This window comes from Nocardioides sp. NPDC054178, assembly GCF_055585005.1.
Map to the genome: position 1 here is coordinate 97,696 of NZ_JBVJKY010000010.1, position 21,885 is coordinate 119,580.

The window sequence follows — 21,885 nt, forward strand, 5'->3', positions numbered from 1 at the left end:
GTACTGACCGGAATGAGCTTGGTGAGGTACTCCCCTCGAGGTCAAGCGTATCGGTAGCAGAGAAGGGGTACGCAAATCGCCCCCTCGAAGTCGGCCGCACACGACAATGGGGCGATGACGACGGAGTCACAGCTGTCCCTGGTCGACGACCTCGCCGCCCACGTCTCCGAGGTGGCCACCGACGAACTGTCCCGGCTGGCGGCCTCGACCGACCGGTCGGGCTCGGTCGCCGTCGGCCTGCCGCTGGCGGTGGTGCGCGCGCACGGCATCGAGGACGTCCAGGCGGCGATGCGGATCGCCTCGGCACACCGGGTGCCGGTCGTCCCGCGGGGTGCGGGCACCGGGCTGGCCGGGGGAGCGGTGGCCGGCGCCGGCCACCTCGTCGTCGACCTCTCCGCGATGGACCGGATCCTCGAGCTCGACCCGGTCGACGAGATCGCGGTCGTCGAGCCTGGCGTGCTCACCGCGCGGCTGGACGCGGCGGCGGCCGAGGTGGGGCTGCGCTACGCACCCGACCCGGCCTCGGCGGCGATCTGCTCGATCGGCGGCAACGTCGCCACCAACGCCGGCGGGCTGCGGTGCGTGAAGTACGGCGTCACCCGGGAGGCGGTCCTCGGCCTCGACGTGGTCCTAGCCGACGGCACCCTGATCCACACCGGCCGCCGCACCATGAAGGGCGTCGCGGGCCTCGACCTCACCGCGCTCTTCGTCGGCTCCGAGGGCACCCTGGGCATCGTCGTCGGCGCGACCCTGCGGCTCAGGGCGCGGCCGGTCTCCACGTCGACGGTGTCGGCTGCGTACGCCTCGGTCGAGGCGGCCGCTCGGGCCTGCGCCGAGATCGCCGCCGCCCGGCGGCTGCCGTCGATGCTGGAGTTCATCGACCGGCGCTGTCTCGAGGCGATCGACCGGTTCGCCGGCACCACCTACGCCTCCCGGGGCCACGCCTTGGTGATCGCCCAGGCCGACGGGCCCGCTGCCGAGACCGAGATCGCGGCGATCGCGGCCGTCCTCGGCAAGGAGGCGACCTGGATCGAGCAGGGCGTCGACGAGGAGTCCTCCGACCGCCTGGTCGAGGCCCGCCGCCAGATCCTGCCGGCCATCGAGACGGAGGGCGCCTTCTTCATCGAGGACATCTGCGTGCCCCGCTCCCGGCTCGCCGAGGCGGTCGAGCGGATCTCCGAGATCGCGGACCGGCACGGCGTACGCATCTACACCCTCGCGCACGCGGGCGACGGCAACCTCCACCCGGTCATCGGCTGGGACCCGTCCCCGGACGACGTCCCTGGTGTGATGCCGCCGGCGGAGACCGCCGCGGGGGACGAGATCTTCGGGCTCGCGCTCGAGCTCGGTGGCACCACCACCGGCGAGCACGGCATCGGCCGGCTCAAGCGCCCGTGGCTCGAGCCCGAGATCGGCGCCGGCTCGATCGACGTGCAGCACCGGATCAAGGCGGCGCTGGACCCGCTCGGGATTCTCAATCCGGGTGTCGGGTTCTGACTCCGTTGACGGTCTCGTGCTCCGCTTCGACCACGGCCATGACACCCTTTCCCCGTGCGTTTCGGAATTGCTGCTGTCGTCCTGTGTCTCGGTCTTGCGGTCACCCTGATCGCCTGCGGCGGCGAACCCGAGGCGGCCGACCCGACCTCGGAGCCGAGCGTCGCGACGGTCGTGACCGCCATCGAGGGCGCCGACGGCACCTCCGCGACCGCGGGCGGCTACACGATCGGTGACGTCAGCCTGCCCGCCGAGGCGGGCACCCCGGGGAAGGTGAGCTTCACGATCACCAAGGACGCCGGAGACCAAGGGCACAGTCCGGTCACCGACTACATCGAGGAGCAGACCAAGGACCTCCACCTCTACGTCGTCCGCGACGACCTGGAGGTCTTCCGCCACCTGCACCCCACTCGCGGGGAGGGCGGGGACTGGTCCGGCGACCTGACGCTGCCCGCGGGCGGCACCTACCGGGTGGTCGTCGAGTTCGCGGCCCGCACCCCCGACGGCAAGGGGGAGCAGGCGATGCTCGGCACGACGGCGAAGGTCGCCGGGGCGACCGAGGTGGACGTACCGGGCTCCGACGACGGCACCGTGATCGCGGCGCTGGAGGAGACCCCGAAGCCCGGGATCGACCAGGAGATCGGGGTGCTGCTCTCCGACCCGGCCGGCCGGCCGGTCAACCTCGGGACGTACCTCGGGGTCTACGCGCACGTGACCGCGTTCAGCCGCGAGACCGGCGAGGTGATCCACCTGCACCCGCTCGGCGGCCCCGAGAACGGCGAGGACGGCACCCGCCTCGGCATCCACGTGAAGCCGCCGAAGGCAGGTGACTACGTCTTCTTCGTGCAGGCGCGCGTGGACGGGATGGTCCACACGCTCCGGCTCCCCGTCACCGTCTGAACCTCACCGTCCGCATCACTGCCTGACGGGGAACTTCAGCACTCCCAGCGGGCTCTCGAACTCGCCCAGCCGGAGCCCGACGGTGGCCTCCCAGGTGCCGCCTTTGGGCAGTACGACATCGGCCTCCCAGGTGCCCGCGGCGACCGAGGTCAGCTCGAGGCTGCCCAGGTCGAGCTCGCCCGAACGCAGCTTGGCGGTCGGGACCGCCGAGGCCTCGACGGGCTCGCCGGCCGCGTCCTGGATCTGCAGCCGGAGCACGTTCGGACCCGGACCCGCCGGGGTCAGCGTGGCGTAGACCCGGTGGTCCTCGCCCAGCGCCGCGGCCTGGGTGTTGGTCTGCGCGACCGTGGCCGAGCCCGTCCCGGTCGAGCCGGCACCGGCCTGTGGGGGCTGGTCGACCAGGAAGCCGGTGACGCCGAGGACGACGACGAGCACGCCGGCCTCCATCAGCACCGCCCGGCGCAGCATCGAGCCGGCCTCGACGGTGTCGTCGTGGCCGGCCGCCTGACGTACGCGGGGCAGGACCAGCAGCCGGTTGCCGGCCGCCATCACCGCCACCGCGACGACCAGGGCGATCTTGGTCATCAGCAGGGTGCCGTACGTGCTGTTGAGCAGGTTGTCCCAGGAGCCGAGGATCCGCCAGCCCATGAGCACGCCCGAGACCGCGAGGGCGGCCAGCGACGCGGCGGCGAGGGTGGAGAACCGGGTGACGATCTCGGCCGCCACGGTGCCGCGCCGGGTGATCAGCGGCAGGGTCAGCGCGAGACCGACCAGACCACCGAGCCAGAGCGCGCCGGCGACGAGATGGATGACGTCGGTGGCGGTGACCAGCCAGGCGGGTACGACCGCGCGGGAGTGGCCGACCAGCGCCGGGGAGCAGATCGCGACCAGACCCGCGGCGGCGGCCAGGTGGGGCCGCTCGCGCAGCGCGAGCGCGGCCGCGATGCCCACGATCCCCACCAGCGCGCTGAGCCACTCCTTGCCGACCGAGGCCGGCGACCAGGCGTCGAAGGTGAGCATCGCGCCCGGCCCGCTCTCGCTCTGCAGCGCGCCGCTGGCCGGGGCGAGGGCCACCAGCGCCACCACGGCGACCATGCCGGCCAGGATCTGGACGCGCTGCACCCGGGCGACGGCACGGTCGGGGACGCGGTGCTCACCCACGATCACCGCGCGGAACCAGACCAGGCCCACGACCAGCAGCAGCGCGGCGTACTGGAGGAACTGGAGGACCCCGTGGATCACCGCCGTCGCCCGGGACGGCTCCGTGGACGGAGGTGGGGCGACGCTGAGGCTCGGGGCGCCGACCGCGAAGGTCAGCGAGCCCGAGATCGGGTGGCCGTCGGCCGACACCGCTCGCCAGGCGACGACGTAGGTGCCGTCGCCGAGGGTGCTCGCCTCCGCGAGCGCGACGTTCATCTCGGTGCCGCTCGCGCTGGCCTCGGAGGCGACCTCCTCACCCTTCGCGTCGTAGACCGTCACGCCCGCCGGCGGCAGCGTCACCGCCTCGTCGAAGGTGAAGGTGATCGTCTCCGGCGCCTTTTCCAGGACGGCTCCCTCCTCGGGGTCCGTGCCGATGAGGCTGGCGTGCGCCTGGGCGGGGGAGACGCTGAGCAGGACGGCGTACGCGGCGGCGGCGAGCGCCACCAGCAGCCGCCCCAGGGCGCGTCGGCCCAGCGCGCGCCGGCCCAGACCCTGGTCGAGGCCGGGCCGGCGCGTCAGGGGAGCACTCACGCCTTACGACGTCCCAGCGCGAGGGCGGTCGTGCCCGCGATCAGGCCGAGGATGCCGGCGCCGGCCCCGACAGCACCCCACAGGTTGTTGCTGTCGCCGTCCTCGACGTCGTCCGCGACCGGCTCGGCCTTCTCGCCGGCCGGCTCCGCGGAGCCGTGGCCGTGGCCGTCCTCGGCCTCCGCCGCGGTGACCTCGAAGGCCGGGGCCGGGCTCTCGGGCTCCTCCGTGGCGCCCTCGGGGGTCTCCTCGATCCAGGCGGTCTCGCCCTTCTCGCAGGTCTGCACCGTCGGGAAGGCCAGGGTGCCCTCCTCCTCCGGCAGCTGCACGGAGACCTCGAAGGCGTCGCGCTGACCCTCGGGCAGCGGGGTCTTCGCGGTGTAGACGATGGTCGCGTCGCGCTCGGTCAGCTCGTTGCCGTGGGCGTCCTTGATCGGCTCGGCGAGCTTCTCGGTGGTGACCTTCACGTCGTAGAACGGCTGACGCGTCGGGGTGACCGTGTTGATCCCCTCCGGCACCTGGATGGTGATCTTGTTGGTGGGGGAGCCTTCGCAGCCGTGGCCGACGCTGAAGGTCAGCACCGTGTAGGCGCCGGCGGCGGTCTCGGTCGGGGTGACCGTGACGTGCGCGGAGGCCGGAGCGGCGAGGAGGAAGGTGATGCCCGCGGCAGCGATGGCGGGCGCGCCGAGGCGCGCGAGGGTACGTCGAGACATGGTTGTTGCTTTCTGTGGAGTGTCTGCTGAATGGGCGTGTGCCCACGTGTCGGGTCGGGTCCTCAGGCGAGGACCGGCGGCCCGCGTCCAGCAGCGACGTACGTCCACAGGTCGGTGCGCAGCACCACCGGCTGCGCCTGGGTCGGCAGGCGGAACGGGATCGGGATCCGGGGCGTCGTCAGCGCCCTTGAGATGACCTGCCAGGCCCGGCGGTGCAGCAGCCACACGGCGATGGTGAGCACCGCCGCCGCGGTGTGCGCGACCAGCATCGAGGTGTCGCCGGAGCCGGTGCTGTGCGCGTGCGCCGTGGGTGCCGCGTACGCCTCGAACGCCTCGTGCATCCCCAGCTGCGCCGCTCCGGCAAGCACCGCCCCGACGGCGATCCCGACCCGTCGCTGAAGCACCACGACTCCGGCGCCGAAGGCAGCAAACCCGGTCGCCACCAGCCACAACGCATCCGGCAGCTCCCCGCCGCCGGCCAGGTGGGCCAAGCTCGACCCGGTGGTGATCTCCACCGCCGCGAGCAGCGCCAGCCACACGCTCCCGCGCGTCGGCCGCACCACCCTCAGATCCACGCCGCACATTGTCGCAGACCTGCCGAGCCGTCACGTACGTCGGCCGAGAAGTCGCCCCGGTCGGCCGAGGCGTCACCCCGGTCGGTCGAGGCGTCGCCCCGGTCGGTTGAGAGGTCGCCCCGGTCGGCCGAGGCGTCTCGTGCGTCGGTCGAGGCGTCACTTCGGTCGGCTGAGATGTCTCGTACGTCGGGTGAGGCGTCACCCCGGACGGCCGAGAGGTCACCCCGGACGGCCGAATCGTCATCCATTGACGTTTCGCCCGACGGGGCTGACGTTTCGCCCGACGGGGTTGACGTTTCGCCCGACGGGGTTGACGTTTCGCCCGACGGGGTTGACGTTTCGCCCGACGGGGTTGACGTCTCGCCCGACGGGGTTGACGTCTCGCCCGACGGGGTTGACGTCTCGCCCGACGGGGTTGACGTCTCGCCCGACGGGGTTGACGTCTCGCCCGACCCGGCTGACGCCTCGCCCGACCCGGCTGACGCCTCGCCCGACCCGGCTGACGCCTCGCCCGACCCGGCTGACGCCTCGGCGATCAGCGGAGGAACGGCGGCTCGGTCTTCTCCTCGACCTCACCGATCGTGACACCGGGAGCGAGCTCGACGAGACGGAGGCCGTCGGGAGTGATGTCGAGTACGCAGAGGTCGGTGATGATGCGCTGTACGACGCCGAGTCCGGTGTAGGGCAGCGAGCACTCGTCGACGATCTTGTAGGAGCCGTCGCGGGCGACGTGCTCCATCAGCACGACGACCTTCTTGGCGCCGTGGACGAGGTCCATCGCGCCGCCCATGCCCTTGACCATCTTGCCGGGGATCATCCAATTGGCCAGATCACCGGAGGCCGAGACCTGCATGGCCCCGAGGATCGCGGCGTCGATCTTGCCGGAGCGGATCATCCCGAAGCTGGTCGCGGAGTCGAAGAACGAGGCGCCCTTGCGTACCGTGACCGTCTCCTTGCCGGCGTTGATCAGGTCGGGATCGACGGCGTCCTCGGTCGGGTAGGCGCCGGTGCCGAGGATGCCGTTCTCGCTCTGCAGCACCAGCTCGACGTCGTCGGGGACGTAGTTGGGCACCAGCGTCGGCAGCCCGATCCCGAGGTTGACGTAGTCGCCGTCGGAGAGCTCCGCGGCGGCGCGGGCGGCCATCTCTTCACGTGTCCATGCCATGTCAGCGGACCGTCCTCTTCTCGATGCGCTTGTCGGCGGCCTGTTCGGGGGTCAGGGGTACGACGCGGTGGACGTAGACCCCGGGGAGATGGACGTCGTTCGGCGGGATCTCGCCGGGCTCGACGAGCTCCTCGACCTCCGCGATCGTGATCTGACCGGCCATCGCGGCCAGCGGGTTGAAGTTGCGGGCGGAGTCCTTGAAGAGGAGGTTGCCGTGGCGGTCGCCCTTCCAGGCGCGCACGATCCCGAAGTCGGCCACGATGGCCTCCTCCAGGACGAACTCACGCTCGCCGTCAGGCGTCTCGAAGGTCATCACCGGCTTCTCGGGCGAGGTCTTGATGACGTTGCCCGCGTCGTCGTACTTCCACGGCAGCCCACCCTGCGCCACCTGCGTGCCGACGCCGGTGCGGGTGTAGAACGCCGCGATGCCGGAGCCACCGGCACGCATCCGCTCGGCCAGCGTGCCCTGCGGGGTGAGCTCGACCTCGAGGTCACCGGAGAGGTACTGCCGCGCGAACTCCTTGTTCTCACCGACGTACGAGGCGACGACCCGGCGCAGGCGTCCGGCGCCGAGCAGCAGACCCAGGCCCCAGTCGTCGACGCCGGCGTTGTTGGAGACCACCTCGAGGTCGGTCACGCCGGCCTCGAGCAGAGCATTGATGAGCACCGAGGGGATGCCGCACAGCCCGAAACCGCCGACCGTGAGGGTCGCTCCGTTCGGGACGTCCGCGACCGCCTCGGCGGCTGAGGAGATGACCTTGTCCATGCTGATCAGTCAAGGATGGGTCGGCCGCTCGGTCAATAGGTGAGCGCAAGTTCACGCTCAGTCTTTCGATGACCGACCTCGCTGCCGCAGATGCGTTCACTCAGTGGACGTCCCTTATCGTACGTCTCATGGAACCCGGTCCGGGCACGACCCAGCCCAGCGTGATCCGCCGCAGCGCGCACCTGCTGCGACTGCTCGCCGCGCGCGAGCCGGAGGGTGCGACGACCACCCGGCTCGCGACGACCGCCGCCATCCCGCGCCCGACCGCCCACCGGCTGCTCAGCACACTCCAGGAGGAGGGCCTGGTCGAGCGCGACAACGACACCGGCGACTGGCACCTCGGCCCGGAGTGCTTCCTGCTCGGCGCCGCCGCGACCACCCGCCACGACATCACCCCGGCGGCGCGGGCGGCGGTCCTGCGCATCGCCCGGGAGACGGGGGAGAGCGCGTTCTTCTCGATCCGGCGCGGCGACGAGACGGTCTGCGTCCTGCGCGAGGACGGCAGCTTCCCGATCCGCTCGCACGTGCTCCACGAGGGGATCCGGTTCCCGCTCGGGGTCGCCTCGGCGGGCCTGGCGATCCTGGCGCTCATGCCCGAGCCGCGGCGCGAGGCCTACCTGGCCCGCACCGACCTCGTCCCGGCCTACGGCGAGGAGCACTCGGCGTCCGCTCTGCGAAAGCGCATCGCCGCGACCCGCGAGCGTGGCTTCGCCGTCAACCCCGGCCTGATCGTGGTCGGCAGCTGGGGCCTGGGTGCCGCGGTCTTCGACGCCCACGATCAGCCCTACGGTGCGCTGAGCATCACCGGCATCGAGGCCCGCCTCGCGCCCCCGCGCCAGGCCGAGCTCGGCCGTCTCCTCCTCGAGGCCGCCCATACGCTGACACGCTGACCACGACCCGCCGAGTCGGCGCGTCATGACGAGCCGACTCGGCAGAGATTTCGGTCAGGACGAGCCGACTCGGCGGTGGGTGGATGCGGTCATGATCTGGGCGAGCGCGGCGTCGGAGGCGAGCTGGGCGTCGCGGTCGTAGGTCGAGGTGAAGGCGAGGAGCTCGTCGGCTCCGGTGGCCTCGGACAGCTGGTCGAGACGGCGCCGGACGGTGTCGGCCGAGCCGGCGGTCGTCCGCGCGAGATGCGCGTCGACCCGCTCACGCACCTGGTTCGACCAGGTCTGCGACCGGATCGCCGCGACCGGCTCGAGCGGGCCGAACTCGCCGGTCTGCCGCGACCTGGCCATCGCCCAGGCCTCGGGCAGCGCGAGCTCGGCGGCCTCGGCGTCGGTGTCGGCGACGAGCACGTCGACGGAGATCATGACCGAGGGTTCAGAAGTCCGCGAGGAGGGCCGGAAGTCCTTCCGGTACGCCCCCAGCACCTCATCCAGCCGCGGGCTGTCCAGCACCGGACCGCCCAGGACCACCGGCAGCCCGAGCCGCGACGCGAGCGCGACCCCGCGCCCCGTCGCGAGCACGAACATCGGGATCTGCTGGGCGGCCGCCGGCCGCGCCGTCACCGCCGCGGTGCGGTCGAGGTAGCCGCGGAGCTCCTCGATGTCCTCGGCGAACGTGTCCGGGTCGTCGAGATCCTGCCGCAGCGCGCGGCGTACGGGCGCGGTGAAGCCGAGCGTGCGCCCCAGCCCCAGGTCGAGACGGCCCGGGTAGAGCGCGTCGAGCATGAGGAACTGCTCGGCGACGACCAGCGGTTGATGGTGCGGCAGCATCACCCCGCCCGACCCGAGCCTGATCGTGGACGTGTGCACGCCGAGCGCACCGAGCAGGACCGGCGGCGACCCCGACGCGATCCCGGCCACGGCATGGTGCTCGGCGACCCAGAACCGGTGGTAGCCGAGCCGCTCGGCGGCCACCGCCCGCTCGATCGTGTGGGTCAGCGCAGCGCCCTCGGCGTACCCCGCCCGGGTCCGGGACCGATCCAGCATGGAGAGCTTCACCCTCATCACAACGACGCGAGGGCCTCGCGCCTTCCCGACGGGAAGGTGTGGCGAAGAACGCACTCGACAGGCGTGCGATGCGGGACACACATCCGCTGTCGGAGCCGCCGGTCTCGGTACGCTGATGGCTTCGGCCACATGACGACAGGAGCGGCTGGGTAATGGATCAGGACGTGCTTCGGCACGCACCGCTTTTCAGCGAGCTGGACGACGAGTCGATGACGGCGCTGCTCGCGATGATGGGCCAGACACGCCTCAGGCGCGGCGAGGTGCTGTTCCACGAGGGAGATGCCGCCGACCGGCTCTACGCCGTCGTGGCGGGCAAGGTGAAGCTGAGCCGGGCCGCGGCCAACGGACAGGACAGCCTGCTGGCGATCCTCGGGCCTGGCCAGGTGTTCGGCGAGCTGTCGCTCTTCGACCCCGGCCGGCGCTCCTCGACGGTCACGGCCGTCACCGACGACGTCGAGCTGGCCTCGCTGTCGCACGACGACCTGCTGGGCCTGCTCGACGGTCGCCCGAGCGTGACGCGCGGGCTGCTCGCCCTGCTGTCGGGTCGTCTGCGCCGGGCCAACGACGTGATCGGCGACCTGGTCTTCGCGGACGCGCCCCGCCGGGTGGCGAAGGCCCTGCTCGACCTCGCCGAGCGGTTCGGTCAGGAGACCGAGGACGGCCTCCACGTACGCCACGACCTGACCCAGGAGGAGCTCGCGCAGCTCGTCGGCGCGGCTCGGGAGACGGTCAACAAGGCGCTGGCCGACTTCGCCGCCAAGGGCTGGGTCAAGCTGGAGTCACGCGGAGTGATCATCACCGACATGGAACGGATCGTGCGCCGCGCCGGCTGAGGCGCGGGCCGCGGTCAGCTCGTGACGGCGCCGACCGCGGCCGACTGCACGGTGCGGCGGTACTTGCCGAGCACACCGCGACGGTACTTCGGAGGCAGCGGCTCCCAGCCGACCTTGCGACGCTCCAGCTCCTCGGGGTCCACGTGGACCTCGAGGGTGCGGTTGAGGACGTCGAGGACGATGGTGTCGCCGTCGCGGACGAAGGCGATCGGCCCGGCGTCGACGGCCTCCGGGGCGATGTGGCCGACGCACAGGCCCGTGGTGCCCCCGGAGAACCGGCCGTCGGTGACGAGCAGGACGTCCTTCCCGAGACCGGCACCCTTGATGGCACCGGTGATGGCGAGCATCTCCCGCATGCCGGGTCCACCCTTGGGGCCCTCGTTGCGGATGACCACGACATCGCCGGCGACGATGCGACCCTCCTCGAGGGCGTCCATCGCCGCCCGCTCCCCGTCGAAGACCCGGGCGGTGCCGCGGAAGACCGTCTCGTCGAAGCCGGCCGTCTTGACGACGGCACCGTCCGGCGCGAGCGAGCCCTTCAGGATGGTGAGGCCACCGGTGCGGTGGATCGGCCGCTCGAAGGTGTGGATCACGTCGTCGTCGAGCGCGGGCGGGCTCAGCTCCGCGAGGTTCTGCGCCATGGTCTTCCCGGTCACGGTGAGGCAGTCGCCGTGGAGCAGCCCCGCGTCCAGGAGCGCCTTCATCACGACCGGGATCCCGCCGATCTTGTCGACGTCGTTCATGACGTACTTGCCGTACGGCTTGAGGTCGGCGAGGTGGGGCACCTTCTCGCCGATCCGGGTGAAGTCGTCGAGGGCCAGGTCGACCTCGGCCTCGTTGGCGATCGCCAACAGGTGGAGGACGGCGTTCGTGGAGCCGCCGAGAGCCATGACGACGGCGATGGCGTTCTCGAAGGCCTCCTTGGTCATGATCTGACGCGCGGTGATGCCCTTGCGCAGCAGCCCGACGACCGCCTCGCCGGAGCGGTGGGCGAAGCCGTCGCGACGTCGGTCCACCGCGGGCGGAGCCGCCGAACCGGGCAACGACATGCCGAGCGCCTCGGCGACAGCGGCCATCGTGTTGGCGGTGTACATCCCCCCGCAGGCGCCCTCGCCCGGACAGATCGCCTTCTCGATGCGGGTGACCTCGTCGCGGCTCATCTTGCCCGCGAGACAGGCCCCGACCGCTTCGAAGGCGTCGATGATCGTGACGTCGCGGCCGTCGAGCTGCCCGGGCATGATCGAGCCGGCGTAGAGGAAGACCGAGGCGAGATCGAGCCGGGCGGCCGCCATCAGCATGCCGGGCAGCGACTTGTCACAGCCCGCGAGCAGCACGGAGCCGTCGAGCCGCTCGGCGTTCATCACGGTCTCGACCGAGTCGGCGATGATCTCGCGCGAGACCAGCGAGAAGTGCATGCCCTCGTGGCCCATCGAGATTCCGTCGGAGACGGAGATGGTGCCGAACTCCAGCGGATAGCCGCCGGCCGCGTGAACGCCGTTCTTCACCGCCTTCGCGAGCCGGTCCAGGGACAGGTTGCAGGGCGTGATCTCGTTCCACGACGAGGCGACGCCGATCTGCGGCTTGGCGAAGTCGTCGTCTCCGAGGCCGACCGCGCGCAACATCCCTCGCGCAGCGGTGGCTTCCAGGCCGTCGGTGACGGCGCGCGACCTGGGCTTGATGTCAGGCGTGTCGGTGCTGGGCTGGTTCACATCTACGAGGCTAGCTGCTCAGCACGCCGGGACGGCGCGACTGTCGTCGATGTCCTCACACTTCGCCGTACGTCGCGGGCCGAGGCCGCTGGTCAGAGGCTGACCCGGACCAGCTGGCGCAGCCGGCGAAGACCCTCGGTGCTCGGCCGTTCGGCCGGGGCCAGGGCGTCGGCGAGGCGCTGCCGCACCGCGTCGGTCTCGAGCTCCAGTCCGATGGCCACGAGCTCGCTCGCCGGGCCGGGCGTCCGCGCCGCCGCGACATGGGCGCTGCGGCCGACCAGGTTCACCTGGTAGCTGCGCGGGCCCTGGCCGGTCGCGACGGCGACGGTCCCCTTGACCCGGTACGCCGTCGCCGGCGGCTCCTCGAGCAGGTCGACCAGCCGCGCCGGCTCGATGGTGCCCGGGGTCGTCACGGTGACGGCCCGGGCATGCTGATGGGCCTCGTGCGAGGCGGCCGCCTCGCGCAGCAGCGCCGCGATCGGCAGCTCGTCGGGCGGGTCCTCGGGCACCGCGGCGTCGTAGACGAGCCGCGGGTCGATGCGGCCGCCCACGGCGTACGCGATGTGGACCTCGGGGTTGTGCTCCCGCACGCGCCGCTCGATCCGGGCCAGGACCTCGTCCCGCTCAGGAGCCGGCACCAGGTCGGTCTTGTTGACGACGACCAGGGACGCGGCCGCGAACCTGACCGGCGCCGGGCCCCGGCCGTCGTCGAGGGTGTCGAAGTAGGCCGAGGCGTCGACGACCTCGATGAGCCCACCGCGGCGTACGCGCTCGACGCCGCTGAACCGGACCAGCCGGGCCAGGGTGCCGGGCTCGGCGAGCCCGCTGGCCTCGACGATGACGACGTCGAGCGCGAGCCGCGGGTGGGTCAGCTTCTCCAGCGCGTCGTCGAGACCGCCGGCGTCGGGCAGGCAGCACAGGCAGCCGCCGGCGATCGAGGCCGGCTCGTCGATCTGGCCGGTGACGAGGCCGGCGTCGACGTTGATGTCGCCGAAGTCGTTGACGACCACGCCCACCCGGGCACCGGGCTGGCGCAGCAGATGGTTGAGCAGGGTGGTCTTCCCGGACCCGAGATGGCCGGTGAGGATGACCACGGGGACCCGGGTGCTGGCGTTGGTCGGTGGCACCGCGCCATCGTAGAGCGGGTGAGAACAGTTCCCGTTAGTGGGTGTCGAGGTGCCCGGATCTTGACGGCCGAGGTGGCCAGACCTAGGTTTGCCGCACAACTTCACATCCGCCACTTGAACCGCAGCGGGAGAGTCCTTGCCCATCCCGGGTGAGGCGCCGAAGGAGCAAACCTCCCCAGAATCTCTCAGGCCCACTGACCGCTGTGGTGAGGCGACCTCTGGAAAGTCAGGATCCGACGGTCCTGCACCCACGGTGCAAACCGCCCCGACGTGGCGGTGAAGCTCTCAGGTAGCGATGACAGAGCGGGGAGGTCACCCGTCCACGGGTGCCGCTGTCGGCACCCACCAACAGGGAGCCTCCCGCACACATGACCTCACCCGTCGCTACCCCTCTGCATGAGATCCACCAGGCGCTCGGCGCCTCGTTCACCGACTTCGCCGGCTGGAGCATGCCGGTCCGCTACGGCTCGGAGACCGCCGAGCACCACGCGGTACGCACCACCGCGGGCCTCTTCGACCTCTCCCACATGGGCGAGATCGAGGTGACCGGCCCCGAGGCGGGACGCGCCCTCGACCACGCCCTGGTCGGCCGGCCCTCGGCGATCGGCATCGGCCGCGCCCGCTACTCGATGCTCTGCGCCGAGGACGGCGGCATCATCGACGACCTCGTCGTCTACCGGCTCGAGCAGGAGCGCTACCTGGTCGTCGCCAACGCGAGCAACGTCCACGTGGTCGCTCCGGCGCTGGCCTCGCGGGCCGAGGGGTACGACGCCGCGGTCCGCGACGCCTCCGCCGAGTGGGCGCTGATCGCGGTCCAGGGACCCGCCTCGGCTGAGATCGTCGCGGCCCTGACCGACCTCGACGTGCCCGCCCTGCGCTACTACGCCATCGACGCCGGCACGGTCGCCGGGGTCGACGTCCTGCTCGCCCGCACCGGCTACACCGGGGAGGACGGCTTCGAGATCTACTGCGCTCCCGCGGTGGCCGTCGCTGTCTGGGAGGCGCTCACCGAGGCCGGTACGCCGCACGGGCTCCTCCCCGCCGGGCTCGCCTGCCGCGACACCCTCCGGCTCGAGGCGGGCATGCCGCTCTACGGCCACGAGCTGACCCGCGACACGACGCCCTTCGAGGCCGGCCTCGGCCGGGTCGTCTCCTTCGACAAGCCCGACGGTTTCGTGGGGGAGGCCGCCCTGGCCGTACGCCGGGACGTTGGCCCGCGCAGCGTGCTCGTCGGCCTGGTGGCCGCCGGGCGCCGGTCCCCGCGGGCCGGCTACGCCGTGGTCGACCCGGCCACCGGCGACGAGGTCGGCACCGTCACCAGCGGCTCCCCGTCGCCGACCCTCGGCCACCCGATCGCGATGGCGTACGTCCGGCCCGATCTCGCGGTCGCAGGCACCAAGGTCCAGGTCGACGTGCGCGGCAGCCGCGAGGACGCCGAGATCGTCGACCTTCCCTTCTACTCCAAGAAATGAGCCGAGAGATGAGCGCAGCCATGACCAACCCGACCCACCTGTCCTACACCGCCGAGCACGAGTGGCTCGAGACCCGCGGCGACCTCGCCCGCGTCGGCGTCACCGCCTTCGCCACCGAGGCGCTGGGCGACATCGTCTTCGTCGAGCTGCCCGAGGTGGGCACCAAGATCACCGGGGGAGAGAGCTGCGGTGAGCTGGAGTCGACGAAGTCGGTCAGCGACCTGTTCGCGCCCGCCGACGGCGAGGTGCTCGAGGTCAACGCCGCCGTGGTCGAGGACCCCGCGCTGATCAACAGCGACCCGTTCGGTGCCGGCTGGCTCTTCGAGATGCGCATCTCGAGCACTGCCGACCTGCTCGACGCCGCGGCCTACGACGCGTTGATCGAGGAGTGACGTGACCGCCGAGGTCGCCGGCTCCACGGCCGTCGCGACCGCGTTGAGCGCCTTCGACCTCTACTCGATCGGGATCGGGCCGTCGTCCTCGCACACCGTCGGGCCGATGCGGGCCGCGAAGATCTTCGTCGACGGCCTCGTCGCGGACGGTCTCCTGGATGCGGTGAGGCGGGTGAAGGCCGAGCTGTACGGCTCTCTCGGAGCGACCGGCCACGGCCACGGCTCCGAGGGTGCGGTGCTGCTCGGCCTCGAGGGGGAGGAGCCGGCGACCGTCGACACCCGAGCCTCGTCCGCGCGGGTGGCGGCCATCCGCGAGGCCGGCGAGCTAGCGCTCGGCGGCCACCGATCGATCGGCTTCGACAACGCCACCGACCTGGTCATGCATCGGCGCAAGAGCCTGCCGGGCCACCCCAACGGCATGGTGTTCACGGCGTACGCCGCCTCGGGTGAGGTGCTGCGCGAGCGCACCTACTACTCCGTCGGCGGCGGCTTCGTGGTCGACGAGCACGCGGTGGGCGCCGCGCGGGTGGTCCCCGACCGCTCGCCCGTACGCTTCCCGTTCGCCACCGGTGCCGAGCTGCTCGACACCTGCGAGCGGGAGGGGTTCCGGGTCTCCGACCTCATGCTGGCGAACGAGCTCACCTGGCGTACGCACGCCGAGATCCGCGCCGGTCTCCTCGAGATCTGGCACGTGATGGCGGCCTGCGTGCAGGCCGGCTGCGACCGTGATCCGGTCACCGACGGCGTACTTCCCGGTGGTCTGCGGGTCCCGCGCCGGGCGCCGCTGCTCCACCGCGACCTGGCCTCCGGCGCCGGTGCCCAGGATCCCTTCCGGGTCATGGACTGGGTCAACCTGTTCGCCCTGGCGGTCAACGAGGAGAACGCCTCGGGCGGTCGGGTCGTCACCGCGCCCACCAACGGCGCGGCCGGCATCGTGCCCGCCGTCCTGCACTACTGGGTACGTTTCGTGGCGCCGCCGGCCGGCCTGGACGAGGCCGCGATCGAGGACGGCATCGTCCGGTTCCTGCTCACCGCGGCCGCGATCGGCATCCTGTGCAAGACGAACGCCTCCATCTCCGGCGCCGAGGTCGGCTGCCAGGGCGAGGTCGGCTCGGCCTGCGCGATGGCCGCCGGCGCCCTGTGTGAAGTCCTCGGCGGCACACCCGAGCAGGTCGAGAACGCCGCCGAGGTCGGCATCGAGCACAACCTCGGCCTCACCTGCGACCCCGTCGGCGGCCTGGTGCAGATCCCCTGCATCGAGCGCAACGCCATCGCCAGCGTGAAGGCCATCAACGCCGCCCGCCTCGCCCTCAACGGCGACGGCTCCCACAAGGTCAGCCTCGACAAGGCCCTGAAGACCATGCGCGAGACCGGCGCCGACATGAAGGTCAAGTACAAGGAGACCTCCCGCGGCGGCCTCGCGGTCAACGTCATCGAGTGCTGAGCCGTGACGGCATGACCTACGAGGTCAGCTCGGTCCGGGTCAGTCCTCGGCCGTGAGGATCTCCAGGGCTGTCGCGGCGTCGATCCGGTCCCGGCCGGTCAGTGCGGTCCAGGAGATGTCGTCCGGGGTGAGCCGGGTGCGCAGTGTCTGGAGCCGGGATCGGTCGGAGCCGGTGAAGCCCTCGCGCTCGGCGAACGGGTCCTCGATGCAGGCAAGGAGGGCCACGGCGTCGCGCAGGTGCCGGTCACGCTCGCGGGAGTCGGTCTTGTAGGCGGCGGCCTTCAAGATGAGTGCGCCGAACGCGCTGGGCACCGAGACTGTGGTGACGGTGCCGGGCTCGATCTCCACACGTGCGTTGATAGTGCGCCGCAGTGCTTGCGTGCCACCCTCGATGCGGACCATGTCACGTCCCGCGAGCCGCTCGGTGACCTTCGGAGCGTGGTGGTCGGAGACCAGGACGTCGACTAGGTCCTCCGGTTCCTGATCGTGACGGCTGGCGACCAGATCGATCTTGCTGGTACCGCGGTAGAAGCGGTGTGCGGTGTTGTCACGCGGATCGACGGCCGAACGCAGGTCGTAGCCGAGGGAACGCAGTGCGGTCGCGGTCTCGGAGGCGACGCCGCGGGAGGTCTCGATGTGCAGCACGATGTCGACATCGTTGGTCGGGCGTACGATGCCCAGGCCGTGGTGGATTGAGTGCAACTGGGTCATCAGGCCGCCGACCAGGGTCCACTTGTCGGTCGGCAGCACCGTGGCGATCTCGGCGACGTTCGGCCACGGGTCGGTCCATCCACCGACGGCGGTGGCGATATCGACGGTTGGGCGCTCGATGCCCGGGTGCTTACTGTCCGACATTCTCGCGGAACAACTCCAACCGGCGGATCAGAACTTGCTCTCCCACGCCCCGCTCGCGCGGGTCGAGGGAGGTGGCGGCGTCGACGGCGGCGAGCGTTCTGTTGAGGCGTGCCAGGTAGGTGATGAAGTCGATGTCCATCGTGGTGTAGCGCAGGGTGATGGACCCGGTGGTGTCCTCGCTCAGCCGATGGCGGCTCACGAGGTCGGAGAGCCGGTCTGCATGGATGTAGCCGTCGACGACGGTGTCGTCCTCGACGAGCCCCAGCCGCTGGCGGCCGGGGATGACGAGCTCCTCGCGGACGCGCCCGATGACGGAGCGGTGGCCGGACCACGTGGTGACCGTCGCGCGGTCGCGCAACCGGATCGCCAGTTCGGTCGGGTCGGTGATCTCCCGCAGGGTGGCGCGGAGCCGGTACTTCTGAACATCCCCGAGGTCCCTCGGCGCCGCGCCGGAGAGCATTGCGATCGCTCCCCAGGCAGTGCGCTCGGCCCAGGTCCGTGTCCGGCCCGAGCCGCGCTCGGCGCGATAGCGCTCTACCGATGTGCGGTCGAAGATGCCGCGGGCGACGCGGGTGATGGACCCCGTTTCGGCGAGGACGCGGACCTGGCGCGCTTCGACGCCCAAGAGGTTGGATACCTCTTGGGTCGTCAGGATGTCACCCCTGAGTGCCATAACAGAATACTGCCTCTTCCGGTTGTTATCTGTAAACCGGGAGCGTGGTCGGGATCTCAGGCGGGCCGGAGCACTCGCGCGACGAACGAGTCGAGGTTGCCGAGGAGCCGGTCGACCTTCTGCTCGACGCTGAGGGTCTCGTGGACGACGGGGGAATCGAGCTTGCGCTTGTTGCGCGCCTTGAGGGAGCAGTCGAGGTCGGCGCAGATGTAGGTGCCGACCGAGTTGCCGTCCTGCCCGGAGCGCCCGGCACGCGAGGCGACCAGCAGCGCGACGTCACCGACCGACGTACACAGCGCACACATCGTCTTCCGCGGCCCTCGCGTCTCGCGTGAGGCCCGCAGGGCGACCCCGCAGAGCCTGCGGTCGTGCTCGGTGACGAGGTAGTGGTTCTGCGGCGCCTTGGGGTCCTGCCAGCCGAGGTAGTCGAGGTCGTCCCACGGCCGTTCGGCCAGGTCAGCGGGCATGTTGAGGCGCTTGGTCGCACCCTTGGTGAGGTTGACGAAGCTGGAGCGTACGTCGGTCTCGGTCAGCGGCTTCATGCCAATCATGCTAGGTTTCCTACAACTATTAGGCAATTCGTTATTCGAGGAGAGTGCAGATGGGTCGTCCCGGGCTGAACCGGACCGCCGTGATCGCGGCCGCCGCCGACCTCGCCGATGAGCTCGGCTTCGACGCCGTCACGATCTCGGTCCTCGCCCGCCACCTCGGCATCAGGTCGCCGACCCTCTACTCCCACATCACCGGAGCCACCGACCTCCGCACCGCCGTCACCGCGTACGTCCTCGACGAGCTCGCCGACGCCACGAGCGCCGCCCTGTCCGCAGGCGAGGGCCGCGACCTCCTCGTCGCCTACGCGAACACCATCCGCGACTTCGCCCGCCGCTCACCCGGCCGCTACGACGCCACCACCCGCCAGCGCATCCCACCCGCCCCGGATGCGGATCCGGCCTCGCCCTCCCTGGAAGCCGCGATCGCCGCCGGCCGCCGCAACGCCGGCCTCGCCCTCACCGTTGTCCGCGGCTACGACATCCCCGAGACCGAAGAGACGTACGCCGTCCGCCTGATGTCCAGCCTCATCCACGGTTACATCACCCTCGAGCTAGCCGGCAGCTTCGCCCACAGCGAGCCTCCGAGCGAGACCACCTGGCCCGAACTCCTCGCCGAGCTGGATGGCACCCTCGGACGGATGGCGCTCGGTCGGCCCCACTGATCAGCCTGATCAGTCGGCGAGCCGGAAGGTCGTCCGGTAGGTCGTCGGAGTCACGCCCAGAGCGCGGTGGAAGTGACGGCGCAGCGTGGCCGCTGTGCCCATTCCGCAGCTGCCCGCGATCTGGTCGATCGAGGCGTCGGTACGCTCGAGGAGCTCCTGGGCGCGCGAGATGCGCTGGTGGTGCAGCCAGTCCAATGGCCCGGTCTGCAACTCGGCCTGCATCCGTCGGGCGAGCTGGCGGGTGCTGAGGCCCGCGTGGTCGGCCAGCTCGCGGACCGTCAGGGGCTGGTCGAGTCGGGCGCGCGCCCACTCCAGCGTGGCCGCGAGGCCCTCGGGAACGCGGGGCTGCGCGGGTGGGGTGATGAACTGCGCCTGCCCACCCGTGCGGTGGGCCGGGACGACCAGGTTGCGGGCGATCCCGTTGGCCGCGGCGGCGCCGAGGTCGCTGCGTACGAGGTGGACGCAGAGGTCGAGCGCAGCGGTCTTGCCGGCCGAGGTGAGCACGTCGCCCTCGTCGACGTAGAGCACGTCCGGGCGGACGTCGACCTGCGGATAACGCCGGGCGAGCTCGTCGGCGTGCAGCCAATGGGTCGTGGCGACCCGGCCGTCGAGCAGCCCGGCCGCGGCCAGCACGAACGAACCGGTGCACAGGGACGCGATCCGCGCGCCACGCTCATGCGCGCCACGCAACGCGTCGAGGAGCGCGAGGTCGGGATTGTCGTCGAGATCGTTCGAGGACGGGACCACGACGGTGTCGACCTCAGCGATCGCGTCGTACGACGCCGTCGGCAGCTCTGCCAGCCAGGGGTGCGATGCGCCGTCGGGGGTGCAGACGACGAGGTCGTACCACTCACCGCCTGGAGCGAGGTCGGAATGGTCGCCGCCGAAGATCTCGGCGGCGATCGCGACCTCGTAGAGCATCGAGGAGCCATGCAGGACGAGGGCAAGCCGGGGCATGTCGCAAAGTGTACGTAGTACGTCGTTTCAGACACTCGTGTGGTGGGACACCCCGCCCGAGGATGGAGCCATGAGCACAGACATGAGCACAGATGAGCAGGTCCTGGTCTATGGCGCCACCGGTCACACCGGGCGTTTCGTCGTCGATGAGCTGATGCGCCGCGGGCTGACCCCCGTCCTCGCCGGCCGCAGCGCGGAGCGTCTCGCCGACGTCGCGCCCCGCCATGCCGCCCTGGAGAGCCGAGTCGTCGGCCTCGACGACCCCGACCGGCTGCGGCACGCGATCGCGGGTGTTGCCGCCGTCATCAACTGCGCCGGGCCCTTCCTCGACACCGCGCTCCCACTGGCCCGGGCCGCGGTCGAGTCCGGTGCCCACTATCTCGACGTCACCGCCGAGCAGCCGGTCGTACAGGCGCTCTATCGAGATCTGGACGCTCGAGCCCGAGACATGGACGTCTCCGTGGTCCCGGCGATGGCGTTCTACGGTGGCCTCGCCGACCTGCTCGTGACCGCCGTCCTCGGCGGGTCGCCGGCCGACGAGGTCGAGGTCGCCATCGGGCTGGACCGCTGGTGGCCGACCGCAGGCACCCGGATCACCGGAGCCCGCAACACCGCGACCCGCCTGGTCATCCGCGAGGGCTCCCTGGTCCCGCTGCCCAGCCCCGCGCCGACCGGTGCTTGGTCCTACCCGGAGCCGCTGGGCGAGCAGTCAGTGGTCGAGCTGCCGTTCTCCGAGGTGATCACCATCAACAACCACCTCGACGTCCGTGAGCTCCGCTCCTACCTCAACAGCGCGCCGCTCGCCGAGCTCCGCGACGAGGCGACACCGGAGCCGACCGCCAGCGACGAGTCCGGACGCTCGGCCCAGCGGTTCGCCGTGGACGTCCGCGTACGTCAGGGCGCCGACGTCAAGCGGATCACCGCGACCGGCCGCGACATCTACGCCGTCACCGCGCCGATCGTGGTCGAGGGCGCCGTCCGGCTCCTCGACGGCCGCCGCCGTCGTTCTGGCGCCGGGGCGCCGGGGGAGATCTTCGACGCCGCCGATGTGCTCGACGCGCTCGAGCGTGACGGTCAGGCCATCATCGTCGAGACGTTCGGCACCCCGCTCCCGGCCATGGTCGCGAGTCTCCGCGGTTGAGAACCGGGTTGGCCGAGGCGTGCATTGTCCGAGGTTGGTCACCGAAACGACGTCGGGTAGCTGGTGATCAACTCAGCGGCCGTCCGGTCCACTCTCGTTGAGGGCTCTGATCCACTTGGGAAGCTCGGTGAGTGAGGAGATCCGGAGTGTCGCGATCTCGTCGGCAGCCGGGTCATGTTCCTGGATCACGCCCCACGGACCCCGGCGGATCAGCGCCGTCGCCATCCCGGACTCGGCGGCCGGCCGGATGTCGTTGTCGAGCCGGTCCCCGACGTAGAGGATCTCCTCCGCCGCGCACGGAGCCGCCTCGATGACGTGCTCGAAGAACCCCGGATCCGGCTTGCTCACACCCCAGTCGTCGGAGGTCGCGACCATGTCCACCGGAAAGCCCAGCTCCCGCAGGATCCGTCCCGCGCTCACCGTCTGGTTCCCGGCCAACCCCAACCACAACCCGTCCTCGCGCAGAGCCTTCAGAGCAGGACGTACGTCGGGATAGACGTCATCCTCCCCAAACCGCTCCGCCTCCCCGGCCTGCTCGCGCTTTCGCCGCTCCTCGGTCAGATCGAAGCCTGGCTGGAACACCTGGAATGCCTCGCGATAGTCCATCCCGCGAGCGATCACCGCTCCGAAAACCGCCGAGAACGTATGCCGCGGAACCCCCAGCCAGTCGGCCCATGTCCCGTACTCGCGGGTCTCGTCAACCAGACACTCGCCGACATCGAACACCACCGCCCGAATCATGGGTCGGGATCTTTCCACACGACCTGCGTAAG

General features: G+C 71.2%; 23 protein-coding genes and 2 riboswitches. Of the genes, 9 read left to right on the plus strand and 14 right to left on the minus strand.

Annotated elements, in window-relative coordinates; translation table 11 throughout:
- The first annotated feature begins 114 nt into the window (after positions 1 to 114).
- Positions 115 to 1,497 carry an FAD-binding oxidoreductase gene (locus tag ACZ6WN_RS27825; protein ID WP_465869403.1) on the plus strand — a complete coding sequence of 461 codons (1,383 nt, stop codon included), beginning with the start codon at positions 115 to 117 and terminating at the stop codon, positions 1,495 to 1,497.
- 54 nt (positions 1,498 to 1,551) lie between these two features.
- Positions 1,552 to 2,394 carry a hypothetical protein gene (locus ACZ6WN_RS27830; RefSeq protein ID WP_465869405.1) on the plus strand — a complete coding sequence of 281 codons (843 nt, stop codon included), beginning with the start codon at positions 1,552 to 1,554 and terminating at the stop codon, positions 2,392 to 2,394.
- Positions 2,395 to 2,409: 15 nt separating this feature from the next.
- Here the strand turns inward: ACZ6WN_RS27830 and ACZ6WN_RS27835 are convergent, their stop codons facing one another.
- The 6 genes from ACZ6WN_RS27835 to ACZ6WN_RS27860 all read right to left on the minus strand — a co-directional run bounded on the left by ACZ6WN_RS27835 (position 2,410) and on the right by ACZ6WN_RS27860 (position 7,341).
- Entirely contained in the window at positions 2,410 to 4,125 is a 1,716-nt protein-coding gene (locus ACZ6WN_RS27835; protein WP_465869407.1) for a copper resistance CopC/CopD family protein, read from the minus strand.
- Complete coding sequence (locus ACZ6WN_RS27840) at positions 4,122 to 4,835, minus strand: YcnI family copper-binding membrane protein (RefSeq protein WP_465869408.1); 714 nt, start codon at positions 4,833 to 4,835, stop codon at positions 4,122 to 4,124. The genes ACZ6WN_RS27835 and ACZ6WN_RS27840 overlap by 4 nt, the downstream gene beginning before the upstream one ends.
- Before the next feature lie 62 nt (positions 4,836 to 4,897).
- Entirely contained in the window at positions 4,898 to 5,419 is a 522-nt protein-coding gene (locus tag ACZ6WN_RS27845) for a cell division protein FtsQ (protein WP_465869409.1), read from the minus strand.
- On the minus strand, positions 5,401 to 5,658 hold the full coding sequence (locus tag ACZ6WN_RS27850) for a hypothetical protein (protein ID WP_465869411.1): 258 nt from the start codon (positions 5,656 to 5,658) through the stop codon (positions 5,401 to 5,403). Before ACZ6WN_RS27850 ends, ACZ6WN_RS27845 begins: the two co-directional genes overlap by 19 nt.
- Before the next feature lie 287 nt (positions 5,659 to 5,945).
- Positions 5,946 to 6,575 (minus strand): 3-oxoacid CoA-transferase subunit B, encoded by a 630-nt coding sequence (locus tag ACZ6WN_RS27855; protein ID WP_465869412.1) that lies wholly within the window; start codon positions 6,573 to 6,575, stop codon positions 5,946 to 5,948.
- A 1-nt stretch (position 6,576) separates the two neighbouring features.
- Complete coding sequence (locus tag ACZ6WN_RS27860) at positions 6,577 to 7,341, minus strand: CoA transferase subunit A (protein ID WP_465869413.1); 765 nt, start codon at positions 7,339 to 7,341, stop codon at positions 6,577 to 6,579.
- A 128-nt stretch (positions 7,342 to 7,469) separates the two neighbouring features.
- Between ACZ6WN_RS27860 and ACZ6WN_RS27865 the strand changes: the two genes are divergently transcribed.
- A complete protein-coding gene (locus tag ACZ6WN_RS27865; RefSeq protein ID WP_465869414.1) occupies positions 7,470 to 8,231 on the plus strand; it encodes an IclR family transcriptional regulator in 762 nt (253 codons plus the stop codon).
- A 54-nt stretch (positions 8,232 to 8,285) separates the two neighbouring features.
- Here the strand turns inward: ACZ6WN_RS27865 and ACZ6WN_RS27870 are convergent, their stop codons facing one another.
- Positions 8,286 to 9,293 carry an LLM class flavin-dependent oxidoreductase gene (locus ACZ6WN_RS27870; protein WP_465869415.1) on the minus strand — a complete coding sequence of 336 codons (1,008 nt, stop codon included), beginning with the start codon at positions 9,291 to 9,293 and terminating at the stop codon, positions 8,286 to 8,288.
- A 155-nt stretch (positions 9,294 to 9,448) separates the two neighbouring features.
- On the opposite strand from ACZ6WN_RS27870, the gene ACZ6WN_RS27875 reads away from it, so the two are divergent.
- Entirely contained in the window at positions 9,449 to 10,129 is a 681-nt protein-coding gene (locus ACZ6WN_RS27875; protein WP_465869416.1) for a Crp/Fnr family transcriptional regulator, read from the plus strand.
- Between the two features lie 14 nt (positions 10,130 to 10,143).
- On the opposite strand, the gene ilvD is transcribed toward ACZ6WN_RS27875, so the two are convergent.
- Positions 10,144 to 11,838, minus strand: a complete 1,695-nt coding sequence (ilvD, locus tag ACZ6WN_RS27880; protein WP_465869417.1) for a dihydroxy-acid dehydratase — start codon at positions 11,836 to 11,838, stop codon at positions 10,144 to 10,146.
- A gap of 92 nt (positions 11,839 to 11,930) precedes the next feature.
- Entirely contained in the window at positions 11,931 to 12,965 is a 1,035-nt protein-coding gene (locus ACZ6WN_RS27885) for a CobW family GTP-binding protein (RefSeq protein ID WP_465869418.1), read from the minus strand.
- Between the two features lie 115 nt (positions 12,966 to 13,080).
- Positions 13,081 to 13,176: riboswitch (glycine riboswitch) on the plus strand.
- 1 nt (position 13,177) lies between these two features.
- A riboswitch (glycine riboswitch) is annotated at positions 13,178 to 13,277 on the plus strand.
- Positions 13,278 to 13,333: 56 nt separating this feature from the next.
- On the opposite strand from ACZ6WN_RS27885, the gene gcvT reads away from it, so the two are divergent.
- Genes gcvT through ACZ6WN_RS27900 form a run of 3 tightly spaced genes read left to right on the plus strand, consistent with a single transcriptional unit; the run spans position 13,334 to position 16,273 of the window.
- Positions 13,334 to 14,437 carry a glycine cleavage system aminomethyltransferase GcvT gene (gene gcvT / locus ACZ6WN_RS27890; RefSeq protein ID WP_465869419.1) on the plus strand — a complete coding sequence of 368 codons (1,104 nt, stop codon included), beginning with the start codon at positions 13,334 to 13,336 and terminating at the stop codon, positions 14,435 to 14,437.
- A 20-nt stretch (positions 14,438 to 14,457) separates the two neighbouring features.
- Positions 14,458 to 14,829 (plus strand): glycine cleavage system protein GcvH, encoded by a 372-nt coding sequence (gcvH, locus tag ACZ6WN_RS27895; RefSeq protein WP_465869525.1) that lies wholly within the window; start codon positions 14,458 to 14,460, stop codon positions 14,827 to 14,829.
- A gap of 1 nt (position 14,830) precedes the next feature.
- Complete coding sequence (locus ACZ6WN_RS27900; protein WP_465869420.1) at positions 14,831 to 16,273, plus strand: L-serine ammonia-lyase; 1,443 nt, start codon at positions 14,831 to 14,833, stop codon at positions 16,271 to 16,273.
- A 39-nt stretch (positions 16,274 to 16,312) separates the two neighbouring features.
- Here ACZ6WN_RS27900 and ACZ6WN_RS27905 read toward each other — a convergent pair whose 3' ends face one another.
- From ACZ6WN_RS27905 to ACZ6WN_RS27915, 3 genes are read right to left on the minus strand one after another with little or no spacing between them, the layout of a single operon-like run.
- Positions 16,313 to 17,128 carry a hypothetical protein gene (locus ACZ6WN_RS27905; RefSeq protein ID WP_465869421.1) on the minus strand — a complete coding sequence of 272 codons (816 nt, stop codon included), beginning with the start codon at positions 17,126 to 17,128 and terminating at the stop codon, positions 16,313 to 16,315.
- Complete coding sequence (locus ACZ6WN_RS27910; RefSeq protein ID WP_465869423.1) at positions 17,115 to 17,801, minus strand: hypothetical protein; 687 nt, start codon at positions 17,799 to 17,801, stop codon at positions 17,115 to 17,117. The genes ACZ6WN_RS27905 and ACZ6WN_RS27910 overlap by 14 nt, the downstream gene beginning before the upstream one ends.
- Positions 17,802 to 17,857: 56 nt before the next feature.
- Positions 17,858 to 18,343: an FBP domain-containing protein gene (locus ACZ6WN_RS27915; RefSeq protein ID WP_465869424.1), complete on the minus strand. Its 486-nt coding sequence runs from the start codon at positions 18,341 to 18,343 to the stop codon at positions 17,858 to 17,860.
- Positions 18,344 to 18,402: 59 nt separating this feature from the next.
- Between ACZ6WN_RS27915 and ACZ6WN_RS27920 the strand changes: the two genes are divergently transcribed.
- On the plus strand, positions 18,403 to 19,014 hold the full coding sequence (locus ACZ6WN_RS27920; RefSeq protein ID WP_465869425.1) for a TetR-like C-terminal domain-containing protein: 612 nt from the start codon (positions 18,403 to 18,405) through the stop codon (positions 19,012 to 19,014).
- A 9-nt stretch (positions 19,015 to 19,023) separates the two neighbouring features.
- On the opposite strand, the gene ACZ6WN_RS27925 is transcribed toward ACZ6WN_RS27920, so the two are convergent.
- Entirely contained in the window at positions 19,024 to 19,971 is a 948-nt protein-coding gene (locus tag ACZ6WN_RS27925) for a GlxA family transcriptional regulator (protein ID WP_465869426.1), read from the minus strand.
- A 70-nt stretch (positions 19,972 to 20,041) separates the two neighbouring features.
- On the opposite strand from ACZ6WN_RS27925, the gene ACZ6WN_RS27930 reads away from it, so the two are divergent.
- Positions 20,042 to 21,112 carry a saccharopine dehydrogenase family protein gene (locus tag ACZ6WN_RS27930; RefSeq protein WP_465869427.1) on the plus strand — a complete coding sequence of 357 codons (1,071 nt, stop codon included), beginning with the start codon at positions 20,042 to 20,044 and terminating at the stop codon, positions 21,110 to 21,112.
- 72 nt (positions 21,113 to 21,184) lie between these two features.
- On the opposite strand, the gene ACZ6WN_RS27935 is transcribed toward ACZ6WN_RS27930, so the two are convergent.
- A complete protein-coding gene (locus ACZ6WN_RS27935; protein WP_465869428.1) occupies positions 21,185 to 21,841 on the minus strand; it encodes an HAD family hydrolase in 657 nt (218 codons plus the stop codon).
- Positions 21,842 to 21,885 lie beyond the last annotated feature (44 nt).